The sequence below is a fragment of the Peptostreptococcus anaerobius VPI 4330 = DSM 2949 genome, from assembly GCF_000381525.1.
Classification (GTDB): domain Bacteria; phylum Bacillota; class Clostridia; order Peptostreptococcales; family Peptostreptococcaceae; genus Peptostreptococcus; species Peptostreptococcus anaerobius.
The window spans coordinates 1-12,637 of the sequence record NZ_KB906605.1 but is presented as its reverse complement, the minus strand read 5'-3'; the positions used below and the strand labels follow the sequence as shown (position 1 = coordinate 12,637).

Below are 12,637 nucleotides of genomic sequence, written 5' to 3'. Positions count from 1 at the left end.
TAAATATTTCAATAAAAATGATTACGAAAAAATATAATGGGTATATAAAAGAAAGCAGTAATCATTACTAAAAAGGAGGTAATAGTATGAGTTTAATTAATAAGACTGTTCCTGAGTTTAAGGTAAATGCTTTTCATTCAGGTAACATAGAAGAAGTAACTAATGAATCAATAAAGGGTAAGTGGTCTGTATTTGTATTCTATCCAGCAGACTTCACATTTGTTTGCCCTACAGAGCTAAGCGACCTAGCTGACAATTATGAGGAATTCGTAAAAGCTGGTTGTGAAGTATACTCAGTATCTTGTGATACAGAATTTGTCCACAAGGCTTGGGCAGAGGCTTCACCATCAATAGCAAAGATCAAGTACCCAATGCTTGCAGACCCTGCAGGTATACTAGCTAGAGCCTTTGACGTAATGATCGAAGGCAAGGGTCAGGCACTTAGGGGTTCATTTGTAGTAGACCCAGATGGTGTGATCAAGGCTTATGAAATCAACGACACACCAATTGGTAGAGATGCAGGTGAACTACTGAGAAAGGTTCAGGCAGCTCAGTTTGTAACTAAGTACGGAGACCAGGTTTGCCCAGCCAAGTGGAAGCCGGGTAAGGAAACTCTAAAGCCAGGCCTAGACCTAGTAGGAAAGATCTAGTAAAAGATTTACCAACAAAATATTATAATAAATTTTTAAGAGGAGCTGGTGCTATCTAAAACTCACATGAGTCTAAAAGATATGCACCAGTTTTTTATATATGATTGCAGATACTAGCTATGAATAGTATAATTGAAAATAAGAATAGGTAATAAAATATGGAGGTGTATTATGAAAAAGAAATTATCGCTTATATTGTCGGTTATAATGGTCATGACCTCTCTTGTGGCGTGTGGTCAAAAGTCTGCCAAGGAAGAGGTTAAGCCAAGTCAGGAACCAGTAGTAGCTAGGGTAGCTTCATTAAAGGGGCCTACATCTATGGGCATGGTCAAGTTTATCAAGGATGAGGAGACTAGTAAGGACAAGGCATATGAATTTACCATTGCCAATTCTGTTGATGAAATAACTCCAAAACTTGTGAAGGGTGAGGTTGATATAGCAGCAGTGCCAGCCAACCTAGCATCTGTTGTCTACAATAATACAAAGGGTGGCATAAAGACCCTATCTATCAACACGCTTGGAGTCCTATATATTGTGTCCAAGGATGAGTCTATAAAGAATGTATCTAATTTAAAGGGTAAGACTATCTACACTAGTGGTAAGGGGGCTAGTCCAGAGTATGTATTGAACTATATCCTAAAGTCTAACAAGATAGATCCAGCCAAGGACCTAAATATAGTCTATAAGACTGAACACACTGAGGCCCTAGCAGCCCTAGTCAATGATCCAAATGGAATAGCTATGTTGCCGGAGCCTTTTGTAAGTGTTGCCAAGGCAAAAAATAAGGACTTAAATATAGCCCTTGATATGACTAAGGAATGGGATAAGATCAACGGTGGCAAGTCTAACCTTGTAACTGGTGTCGTAGTTGCCAAGAAGGACTTTATTAAGGATCACCCTGAAAAGATAGGAGACTTCCTAAAGAAGTACAAGGCTTCTATTGAATATACGAATACTAACATAGAGGATGCGTCGAAGCTTATTGGTGACAAAAAGATCGTACCGGGTCCAATTGCCAAGCTTGCCATCCCAAAATGCAATATCAAATATATAGACGGACAGGAAATGAAGACTAGCATGGACAAGTACCTAAAGGTGCTTTTTGATGCTAACCCAAAATCTGTAGGAGGAAAGTTGCCAGGTGAAGATTTCTACTATATTCAGAAATAAGGTGCTTGATAAGAGGCATGACAAGTTCATAAAGTATACCTTGTCGCTTATATTCTGGCTATTGGTATGGCAGATTCTAAGTATGGTTGTCGATCAGGAGATACTATTGGTGTCTCCTCTTTTGGCTGTAAAGACTATGTTTGTGATGGCTGCTGATATATCGTTTTGGCAGTCGATATTTAACTCATTTGTAAGGGTCTTTTTAGGCCTATTTTTAGGGTTTGTCCTGGGGACTGGCCTTGCAATTATGTCTTATAGGTCAAGGACTATAAAGATTCTACTTGAACCCCTGATCTTGACTATCCAGACTGTTCCTGTAGTGTCGTTTATAATAATATTTCTTATATGGATCAAGCCCTCAAACCTATCTGTACTGGTGTCTTTTTTGATGGTGAGTCCGATATTTTATAGGAATGTATATGGTGGTCTATCTTCTATTGATAGGGAAATATTGGACCTTGCTAGGGGATACAAGGTCAGCACCTACAAGAAGATTAGGTATATATATTTTTCACGGATAGAGACATCTATTAGGGCAGCGTGCGAGGTTGGTCTAGGTTTTTGCTGGAAGTCCGGTATAGCAGCGGAAGTCATAGGTATGCCAACCAATACCATAGGTGAGAAATTGTACGAGTCAAAGATATATTTAAACACTAGCCAGCTATTTGCATGGACTATCACTATAATACTTCTAAGTCTATTATTTAAGTGGGTCTTTATGAAGGTATTAGGATGTATATTTGAGAGCTTGGAACTTTAGGTATATTTAATTGCAAATTACTATTGAAAGGGATGTGACTATGGATATAGAGGTAAATAACCTATGTAAAAGATACAAGGACTATACTGTTTTTGATGGATTTAGCCATGTGTTTTATGGAGGCAAAATCAACTTTTTGATGGGGCCATCTGGTTGTGGCAAGACAAGTCTTATTAGGATTATAATGGGACTAGAAGGCTACGAGGCTGGCAGCGTGACTCCTATATCAAGCTCAAGGGTATCCTATGTTGGTCAAGCTGATAGTCTTCTTGAGAATATGAGTATCTACAACAACATAAAACTGGTAAATGACTCAATTTCTGAAAATGACCTAAAAAGTGAAATGCAAAAAATTGGACTGGATATGTCCATCAGAAAGAGGGTAAGAGACTTGAGTGGTGGACAAAAGAGAAGGGTAGCAATTTTGAGGGCATCGCTTTATGAGTCTGATATTTTTATAATGGACGAACCCTTTAAGGGGCTAGACGAAAATAACAAGAAAATAGTCATGGACTATATAATAGACAAGACAAAAAGTGCCATTATCGTCAGTCATGATGAAAGTGAATATAGGTATTTTAGAAAAAAATTAAAGGATAATGTATTCCTAAAGTGCATGGACTAACAATAATCTTGATTATTCTTAAACTTTGCTAAAACCTTGTTTTTGACCTAGAATCCTATTGGGATATGTGGTATACTAACAAGGTATTTTTTTTAAGGAGATGATAATGTGCAGGTAATTTTTATTAATGTTTTAATATTATTCATGCTATTATTCCTGGGATTTATAATGGGGACAAAGAAGATTGTTGCCCACTCGTCTATTAATGACATCACAAATATTCTAATCGATGTAAGTATCCCATGTACGATAGTTGTGTCTTTGATTAGGCCATTTAGCCAGAGGTTGATAGGTGATACTATCAAGGTATGTCTATGTATCTTAATTTTCCACTTGGTTATGACAGGTATTTCTTATGGCCTGTCCAAGATCCTAAAGGTAGACAAGTTAAAGCAGGGAAGTTGGATATTTGCCCTAGTATTTTCCAATAATGCCTTTATTGGATATCCTCTAATGTATGCATTATACGGAAATGACGGTCTATTCTTGATGGCTATGGGTAATATAGTACAGAATATACTTATATTCTCGATAGGCGTTAAGATGACAAACTTGAATTACGGAAAAGATGAACATGTGAGATTGAGGAATATTATAATCACAAAGCAGAATATAGCTGTAGTGATTGGTCTGATAATATTCTTTACTCAAATAGCAATACCAAAGCCTATTGTAACTTTGATAACATATGTGTCTAACTTGACAGTGCCCCTATCAATGATAGTAGTAGGTCTATCCCTGTCTAGGTATGATGTTAGAAACATGTTTACAGATGGTGAAGTATATAGGTTAACTGCCATAAGAATGGTGATTATACCGATCATCATGCTACTTGCCTACAAGGGCTTGGGCATAAATGCCAACAAGGATTTGCCGCTAGCAATCCTATATTTTACAGCTGTACTACCAGCACCAGCCTTTACTACTATAATGGCTGAGAGGTATAACACGAGTATAGAATTCTCGTCTAAGTGCGTCTTTATAACAACAATAATAAGTATAATTACAGTACCGGTTCTAGCTGGTATGCTTTAGTGATATTGAGGGTGAGATTGTATGGTCTTGCCCTTTTATACTATTTGTTTATAAAAAACACTTTGTTTATAAAAATCATTGAAATACTTTTCTTACTATGGTACTATATAAACGTAGACAGACAACTATATATCTATAGGGAGCTGATAAATCGGCTGAGATAAGGATATTGAGCCTTGACCTTTGACCTGATCTGGATAATGCCAGCGTAGGAATTTGTAGAACTTTCCAAGCATCTATCAGACGGGTAGGTGCTTTTTTATATGATTTTATTGATTATAAGTCTAGTTTCAGTCGGATATCATCTTTGATCTTGTCAAAAAAATAAGGAGGAGACTATGAGAAAAATACTCACAATAGCTGGTTCTGATTCATCAGGTGGCGCAGGTATACAAACAGATTTGAAGACTTTTTCTGCTTGTAGGACTTACGGTATGAGCGTTATTACGGCGATTACAGCACAAAATACCATGGGAGTGACTTGTGTGGAAAATGTATCTCCAAGTATGGTTTCTTCCCAAATGAGTGCTGTATTTTCTGATATAGAAGTAGATGCAGTAAAGATTGGTATGCTGTCTGAGAGCTCTATTATAGACAGTGTTTACGAGGGTTTGACCAAGTATGGTGCCAAGAATATTGTCCTAGACCCAGTCATGATATCTACTTCAGGATATGACCTGATAGACCAAATGGCCAAGAGTGCTATGATAGAGAAGTTATTTAAAATCGCTGACCTTGTTACACCCAATATCCATGAGGCTATTGCAATAGCATCTATATTGGAACCGGATGAAGATTATTCAATAAAGAATACGGATGATATGGTCTATGTAGGTAGAAAAATTCTAAATCATACCAATAAGGCAGTCCTGATCAAGGGAGGCCACCTAGAGGACGATGCCTGTGACCTACTCTTGTATGGAGACAATTTAATATACTACAAAAACAAAAGGATAGATACAAAAAATACCCATGGGACTGGCTGTACCCTATCTTCTGCCATTGCCGCCTATCTAGGACTAGGCTACCAATTAAAGGAAGCTGTGTCATTGGCCAAAGACTTTATAACCAAGGCTATTGAACATTCACTAGATATAGGCAGGGGGGCAGGTCCTACCAATCCTATGGGGGATATATACGATAAATTAGATATGATAAAGGGCGACTAGGGTCCTAGAGATTGTTTGTAACAACTAGAATATTGGAGATGATAAAATATGGCAAATATAGGTGATAAAATATTATACCTTGTAACAGATGAGGCTGCTTGTAGGGGCAAGGACTTTTTTGAATCGGTAGAGGCTGCCATAAGGGGTGGAGTATCCATAGTTCAGCTAAGGGAGAAAAACCTATCTACTAGAGACTTTTACCAAAAGGGTCTAAAACTCAAAAAGCTATGCCAAGACTATGGGGTGACCCTACTAGTAAATGACAGGTTGGATATAGCCCAGGCCATAGGTGCTGACGGGGTCCACCTAGGTCAGACGGATATGCCTATTGAGGTAGCCAAAGAGATATTAGGTCCAGACAAGATAATAGGTATAACAGCCAAGACCATTGACCAAGCCCTTGATGCTCAGGAGGCAGGAGCTGACTATATTGGTGTGGGAGCATTTTTTCCGACACCGTCTAAAAAGGACGCAGTGCTCCTAGACAGGTCTCAGCTAGATATGATACTTGAAAGAGTCAGAATAAAGAAATATGCAATCGGTGGACTAGGTCTTGATAATGTGGATAAGATCAGGTCCTATGATATGGATGGGGTCTGTATAATATCGGACATACTTGCAAGTGATGATTGTGAGGCTAGGTCTAGGCAGATTTTTGATAAGATTAACAATAGGTAGTCGCTTGCTTGCTATATAAAACTTATTAGCGAGAAGTAATATCAACCTATTTATAGTGATTGGCAATAATTAATTAAATATAAAGAAAACAATATTGATTTAAATTTTAGGAGGATACAATGTATACTACACAGATTGATGCAGCAAAAAAGGGAATATTAACTGAACAGATGAAGAGAGTAGCTGAAAAGGAGCATATGGATCCACAGCTATTGATGCAAAGGGTAGCCAAGGGAGAAATAGCTATACCTGCAAATAAAAACCACAAGAGTCTACTTGCAGAAGGTGTTGGTCTTGGTCTAAGCACAAAAATAAATGTTAACCTTGGTATATCAAGAGACTGTCCAGATGTAGACAAGGAACTTGAAAAGGTTAAAAAAGCTATAGAAATGGAGGCTGAAGCAATAATGGACCTATCTTCTTTTGGTAAGACAGAAGAGTTCAGACAGAAGTTAATAGCTATGTCATCTGCTATGATAGGTACTGTACCTGTGTATGATGCTATAGGTTTTTATGATAAGGAACTAAAGGACATAACAGCTGATGAATTCTTGGATGTTGTAAGAAAGCACGCAAAAGACGGTGTTGACTTTGTAACTATCCACGCTGGCATGAACAGGGAAGCTATGGATGTATTCAAGAGAAACAAGAGAATAACTAACATAGTTTCTAGGGGTGGTTCTTTGATGTATGCATGGATGGAGCTAAACAACGCAGAGAACCCATTCTTTGAAAGATATGATGAATTGCTAGACATATGCCAGGAGTACGACCTTACACTTAGCCTTGGTGATGCATTGAGACCAGGATGTCTAGATGATTCTACAGATGCTTGCCAGATTAAGGAGCTTACAACTCTTGGAGAACTTGCTCTAAGGGCTTGGGAGAAGAATGTACAGGTTATGATAGAGGGACCTGGTCATATGGCAATTGACGAGATAGAAGCTAATGTTAAGCTTGAAAAGAGACTATGCCACAACGCACCATTCTATGTCCTAGGACCAATTGTAACAGATGTTGCACCAGGCTATGACCATATCACATCAGCTATAGGTGGGGCTATTGCAGCCGCTGCAGGTGTAGACTTCCTATGCTATGTAACACCAGCAGAACACCTAAGACTACCAAACCTAGAAGATATGAAAGAGGGTATAATAGCTACTAAGATAGCTGCCCATGCTGCAGATATTGCCAAGAAGGTTCCTCATTCAAGAGATTGGGACAACAAGATGGCAAAGGCAAGAGCAGATATAGATTGGGATGCCATGTTTGATTTGGCTATTGATAAAGAAAAGGCTAGAAGATATAGAGAAGAGTCTACTCCTGAGCACCATGACACTTGCACTATGTGTGGTAAGATGTGTTCAATGAGGACAATGAAGAAGATAATGTCTGGAGAGGACCTAAACATACTTAGAGACGATAATTAACTAAATAGACCTTAAAAGGTGTAATAGACCTCATACCATGAGGGGCAAGTAAACCAATACCATTTTATGCAAATAAACCAGAAAAGGGCCCGAATAACCTATGCTTGATACTAGGACTAGATATAAATACCTAACCTAGGCAGAAATAGACTTATTATGGGTTCTTTTTTGATGGAATGTTTTTAATTGCTAGATAGTGTGGTATAATATGATGGAGAGAATGTATTTAGTATTAGTAAAGAAATTTGTTATAGAATTTAATAGGAAGTGAACTGAATGAGTGAATTTATAATAGCTATTCATGCACTGTGTCTTTTGGCCCATGATTTTAAGTCTTGGTCAAGTGAGGCCTTAGCCAACAACCTATGTACCAACCCGGCAAGGATTAGGAAGGTGATGGCAAAGTGCAAGAGGGCTAATCTAGTAGAGACCAAAGCTGGTGTCAATGGTGGATACCAAATTGTTGAAAATGGAAAAAATATAAATCTTAAGCAGATATATGATGCGATAGGTCAACCAATAGTGGAGTCTAAATGGCATTCAGGAGATATAGATTCAGAGTGTATATATGCTAGTGGTATGTCTGAGTATGTAGACAATTTGTTTGCCTACCTAAATGAAGAAGTTGTATTTTTGCTTGAGAAAATAAGCCTTGGAGATATAGATGGCAAGTTAGAGGAAATAAGAGACAGAAGGCTTGAGCAGGGCGACTAGTAGAATGTACAAATAAAAAAAATTATGGTATTATAGGTTATGAGTAGAGTGAAAGGAGGCAAGTATGGCTTCAAAAAAATCGAAATTTGAGACTAAGTATACTTTTAAGGGTAATTCAAAACTAAATAATAAGTATGCCAATATATATGAAGATATAGAAAAGAAAAAAGATGCATTCTACAACAATAGCATGAATTTGTCAAATACTAGCTTGGATGAAAATGGTGAGCCAATAGAAGTACAAAAGACCGTAAAGTCTATAGACGACCATATAAAGTCGACTGTAAGAGAGGTCAGTCATGAAGAAGCGGAACTGAATGCACAGGAGAGAAAAAAATCAATAAAAAACCAGAGGCGCTTGGCTATGCAAAAGTCTAGTCCTGTTGTTTCAAAAAGAAAGACACCAGAGCTGGATAGGGAGCTAAGTCTTGAAAAATTAAAAAGAGAAAAAAGGGCGTCAAAGCAATCCACAATGGAAGACACTAAAAATATGAGCCTGGATGAAATCCTAAATGAGCTTAGGAGGAAGGCTAGTTCAAGTGAAGAAGAAAAGGTCTTGATTGATGACTTTAATAATGATCCTGAGGTTGTAAAAATACAGGCCAAAGAAAGGGTCTCTATGGACAAGTCAGATGTCGAAATATTTAAAGAGTACTCTGATTTTGAAAGAACTAGTATAGAAGAACCTAATAATAGTTATAGTATAGAAGATTTAAAAAATAAGACTAAGAAGATAAATCTTGAGGACTTTAGGTTTGACCTAGAAAAAGTAGAACCTGAGGAAGACTATTACAGGGATGAAGTAAGGGCTCAGGAGTCCGCTGTTGAAGAGATAATGAGACGTAAGAAGGCTGAGGAGGCTAGGGACAAAAAAGAGAGCAGGAGGTCCAGAAAGGCCAAGAGACAGGAGCAAGAAGCAATTAGGAGAGTTAACCAGTCTATTGGCAATGCGGGTACATCTAGGGCTGAGGTATACAAGAGGGGAAGACAAGATAAATCAAGTAAGCTAAATGTTAAGAGAATAGTTACCTTGCTTATCCTTCTTGCCTTGATAGGTATATTTATAGCTGCAGCTGCAGATAAATATATGACTTACAAGAGAGAAAATCCTATTACTAAGGTTGAAACAAGTAAAACTAAGGATAAGGCTAAGGAAAAGACTAGTCCTAAAACTACTCAAAAGAAAGTGAGCCTTGAAGATAAGAAGAAAAAGCTTGAAAATATCAAGTCTAAACTCAATTATGACGAAGCTAAGAGACTTGAGTATATAATTGAGAATATAGGTTCTTATCCTGAAGATTTAATAGATCTACTTTTAAGAAATAATGAGACAGTTGATTATGTATATAGTTACAAGGACAAGGAAAAATATAATGCTAGAAAACTTGCCAAGAATGTTACATCAAGCTATCATGTAGATGGAGAAGTACCTCTGTTCTTACAATGGGATAGAAGATGGGGGTATAGGAATTACGGAAGCGAAATGATAGGTCTATCAGGCTGTGGTCCTACATCTTTGGCCATGGTTATCAGACATTTTGATTCTAAGTCCGCTGTAAACCCATATGATATAGCCAAGTATAGTCAGGATAACAATTATGTATCAAATACAAATACTACAAGCTGGAAGTTGTTTGAAGACGGTATAAAGAAGTTTGACCTACAATCCGTTGATGTATTACCAGTAGAGGCCAAAATGAAGAAATCTCTTGATGGTGGTCATGTATTGATAGCAAGTTTAAATCCAGGTCTATTTTCTACTAGAGGGCATATAATTGTAATAAAGGGCTATAATTCAGATGGAGACTTTTTGATTAATGATCCTAACAGTATTGTAAATACAAATAAGGCTTGGTCATTTGATGAGCTTAAAAACTACCTAAGAAAGATTTGGGGGGTTAGTAGGATAAAATCATCTGATGAAGATGTCTCAAATTCTATGTCAAGAGGTGGAGACTCAACTGGAGATAATGAAGATAAAAAACAAAGCTCTGGTGGGGATGGAGACAGTTCGGATCCAAGCATAATACAAGATATAGAATAATTAACAATTATTAGTCTTATGCCTAGTTACAAGTTTTTTAAAAATAAATTAGTAGTTAGCATAATTCAAATATTGTTGTAAAATCGCTTAATAAAGGGTTGGCTGAATATTAGTTAGCCCTTTTTTTGATTGTATTTATAGTATTATACATTGTAAATAGTTTTTTGATTTATTGTATTGCCAGAAATAAAATTAAATATACTAAACTAAAGAATACTTTTTTTGGTTTTTAACTGGAAAAGATAAAAGAAACACTAAAAAACATATAATATATATTAGTAATTCTAGCGTTATTTTTATAACAATTGAAATATTTCTATAATTGCATAATAAGTTGCAACTATAAGTTAAATCAATAAACACAGGGTGTTTCGATAACGTTTTCACATTGTTTTCAAGTTGACATTCAACAAAGATTAATTAAGTAAATAACAAAATGTATAGATTGATAAGGTGATAATTCTATGAAAACGTATGTAAGAATGATTAAAGACCTTATTAAGTAAATAAAATCCCATAATTTCTTAAAAAGCATAAGATTAACAAAAAAAAGTTCTACTATAAAAAGTAGCTTGACAACTTTATAAAGCAAAATTATAATAAAAACATGGATTAAAAAATAAGTCAAACTTATATTTTAATGAAATAATATTTTTTGTATTTTTTGTGTTTAAAGGTAATATGAAGGGAGAATTTCAAAATGGAAAAAAATGGAAGCATTAAGGACATCCTAACCTTTGGTTTTGCACTATTCGCTATGTTCTTCGGAGCAGGAAATCTAATATTTCCACCATATTTAGGAATTATATCAGGACCACAGTGGATGATAGGGTTCGCAGGATTCACATTTGCTGATGCTGGTCTAGCATTACTAGCAGTTATAGCTATAGCTCTATGTAATGGTAAGATTATGTCATTGTTTGAGAGAATTGGCAAGGTCCCAGCAATTTTACTAAGTTTCGCAGATATAATGTGTGTTGGACCACTTCTAATAATACCTAGAACTGGTGCTACTACTTTCGAAATGGGCATCCAGCCACTATTTGGTGAAGGTGTTCCAATCTTACTTGTTGTAGTGATATTCTTTACACTTACTTACTTCTTAACGGTAAGACCATCAAAAGTTATAGACATTATAGGTCAGGTACTTACACCATTCCTTATAATCGCACTTTCTGTAATCATAGTAAAAGGTATTATAACACCAGTTGGACCAATAAACTCTGCTCCAATGATTAACCAGGTGTTCGCTAGAGGTGTAGCGGATGGTTACCAGACAATGGACTGTTTCGTATCAATAGCAGTTGGTTCAGTTCTAATATTAACTCTTATAAACAAGGGTTACACAGATGCTAAACATCAGGTTTCAGTTCTTATAAAGGCTGGTATAGTTGCTTGTGTTGGTCTAGCATTAATATACGGTGGACTTACTTACTTAGGTGCTACAGTATCTACAGTATACAACCAAGATGTACAGGCTGCTAAGGTAATAGTTAATATTACTAAAGCTCTTCTAGGTAACACAGGTAAGACAATACTTGCAATAGCAGTGTCACTTGCTTGTTTGACAACTTCAATAGGTCTTACATCAGCCACAGCTGACTACCTATCAGAATTATCAGGTAGAAAGGTAACTTATGAAAGAGTTGTACTATTTGTTTGTTTATTCTCTACAGCAGCAGCTACACTAGGTGTATCTGGACTAGTAAAGGTAGCAAGCCCAATACTTGCAATAGTATACCCACCAACAATAGTTCTAATAGTTCTTGCATTCTTCAATGACAAGATCAAGAACGACAACATCTACAAGGTGTCTGTACTATTTACTGTGATAACAAGTGCTCTTACACTATTATCAGCAAGTATACCATCACTAGCACCTGTAAACAACCTACCACTTGGATTCCTAGGATTCAACTGGGTAGTACCAGCTATCATAGGTGGTGTTATAGGTAAATTTATACCTTCAAAGGTAAAGGCAGCCGAGTTTATTTAATAAAATAATAGAAGATACAAGCCCTCAGTTATATACTGTGGGCTTCTTTTTTTGGGTATGACGGGCATGCCGTCAGTCTGTGGTGAAAGTCCACGTAGGGCGTAGTTGCCGACGAACCTCATAGCAACTTGCAAGGTTATCACCGTGAGGTGATGGCGAGAAGAAGCAATAGCAAAATCGTAGCCTGACGTACAGAAACCTAATATAAAGGCTTACATAAAGGATGAGTGGGCCCAAAGTCACGAAGTCCAAAAGGCAAACGTAACTTATGTAAGTAAATTAGGCAGGTAGACGAGGAAAGACTGACGACTTATCCCGTGAGGTCTCACAGAGGGAAAACCTAGTAACAACGAACTGTGAGAAGTC

The 12,637-nt window shown here is 36.8% G+C and carries 11 protein-coding genes and 1 riboswitch; all 11 genes read left to right on the top strand.

All coding sequences use genetic code 11. The annotated features are described in order from the left end of the window. The first annotated feature begins 86 nt into the window (after positions 1-86). Positions 87-650, top strand: a complete 564-nt coding sequence (gene ahpC, locus F823_RS0100055; protein WP_002843996.1) for an alkyl hydroperoxide reductase subunit C — start codon at positions 87-89, stop codon at positions 648-650. A gap of 171 nt (positions 651-821) precedes the next feature. Next, the gene (locus tag F823_RS0100050; RefSeq protein WP_002845547.1) at positions 822-1,820 is read left to right on the top strand and encodes an ABC transporter substrate-binding protein; all 999 of its coding nucleotides are present in this window, start codon (positions 822-824) and stop codon (positions 1,818-1,820) included. Then, complete coding sequence (locus F823_RS0100045; RefSeq protein ID WP_002845546.1) at positions 1,792-2,580, top strand: ABC transporter permease; 789 nt, start codon at positions 1,792-1,794, stop codon at positions 2,578-2,580. The genes F823_RS0100050 and F823_RS0100045 overlap by 29 nt, the downstream gene beginning before the upstream one ends. Positions 2,581-2,620: 40 nt before the next feature. Next, on the top strand, positions 2,621-3,205 hold the full coding sequence (locus tag F823_RS0100040) for an ATP-binding cassette domain-containing protein (RefSeq protein WP_002843990.1): 585 nt from the start codon (positions 2,621-2,623) through the stop codon (positions 3,203-3,205). Positions 3,206-3,313: 108 nt separating this feature from the next. Beyond that, the gene (locus tag F823_RS0100035) at positions 3,314-4,240 is read left to right on the top strand and encodes an AEC family transporter (RefSeq protein ID WP_002844008.1); all 927 of its coding nucleotides are present in this window, start codon (positions 3,314-3,316) and stop codon (positions 4,238-4,240) included. A 126-nt stretch (positions 4,241-4,366) separates the two neighbouring features. Then, a riboswitch (TPP riboswitch) is annotated at positions 4,367-4,472 on the top strand. 106 nt (positions 4,473-4,578) lie between these two features. Next, positions 4,579-5,409 carry a bifunctional hydroxymethylpyrimidine kinase/phosphomethylpyrimidine kinase gene (gene thiD, locus F823_RS0100030; RefSeq protein ID WP_002844022.1) on the top strand — a complete coding sequence of 277 codons (831 nt, stop codon included), beginning with the start codon at positions 4,579-4,581 and terminating at the stop codon, positions 5,407-5,409. 48 nt (positions 5,410-5,457) lie between these two features. Then, positions 5,458-6,087 (top strand): thiamine phosphate synthase, encoded by a 630-nt coding sequence (thiE, locus tag F823_RS0100025; RefSeq protein WP_002845544.1) that lies wholly within the window; start codon positions 5,458-5,460, stop codon positions 6,085-6,087. Positions 6,088-6,206: 119 nt separating this feature from the next. Beyond that, positions 6,207-7,517 (top strand): phosphomethylpyrimidine synthase ThiC, encoded by a 1,311-nt coding sequence (gene thiC / locus F823_RS0100020; protein ID WP_002845541.1) that lies wholly within the window; start codon positions 6,207-6,209, stop codon positions 7,515-7,517. 276 nt (positions 7,518-7,793) lie between these two features. After that, a complete protein-coding gene (locus F823_RS0100015; protein WP_019595218.1) occupies positions 7,794-8,231 on the top strand; it encodes an RrF2 family transcriptional regulator in 438 nt (145 codons plus the stop codon). A gap of 64 nt (positions 8,232-8,295) precedes the next feature. Beyond that, positions 8,296-10,275, top strand: coding sequence for a C39 family peptidase (locus F823_RS0100010; RefSeq protein WP_002845537.1), 1,980 nt, complete (start codon positions 8,296-8,298; stop codon positions 10,273-10,275). A gap of 700 nt (positions 10,276-10,975) precedes the next feature. Further along, positions 10,976-12,271, top strand: coding sequence for a branched-chain amino acid transport system II carrier protein (gene brnQ / locus F823_RS0100005; RefSeq protein ID WP_002845536.1), 1,296 nt, complete (start codon positions 10,976-10,978; stop codon positions 12,269-12,271). Positions 12,272-12,637 lie beyond the last annotated feature (366 nt).

Coding starts and splice junctions, on each gene's coding strand:
- ahpC (WP_002843996.1), top strand. CDS start 87: ATGAGTTTAATTAATAAGACTGTTCCTGAGTTTAAGGTAAATGCTTTT.
- F823_RS0100050 (WP_002845547.1), top strand. CDS start 822: ATGAAAAAGAAATTATCGCTTATATTGTCGGTTATAATGGTCATGACC.
- F823_RS0100040 (WP_002843990.1), top strand. CDS start 2,621: ATGGATATAGAGGTAAATAACCTATGTAAAAGATACAAGGACTATACT.
- thiD (WP_002844022.1), top strand. CDS start 4,579: ATGAGAAAAATACTCACAATAGCTGGTTCTGATTCATCAGGTGGCGCA.
- thiE (WP_002845544.1), top strand. CDS start 5,458: ATGGCAAATATAGGTGATAAAATATTATACCTTGTAACAGATGAGGCT.
- thiC (WP_002845541.1), top strand. CDS start 6,207: ATGTATACTACACAGATTGATGCAGCAAAAAAGGGAATATTAACTGAA.
- F823_RS0100015 (WP_019595218.1), top strand. CDS start 7,794: ATGAGTGAATTTATAATAGCTATTCATGCACTGTGTCTTTTGGCCCAT.
- F823_RS0100010 (WP_002845537.1), top strand. CDS start 8,296: ATGGCTTCAAAAAAATCGAAATTTGAGACTAAGTATACTTTTAAGGGT.
- brnQ (WP_002845536.1), top strand. CDS start 10,976: ATGGAAAAAAATGGAAGCATTAAGGACATCCTAACCTTTGGTTTTGCA.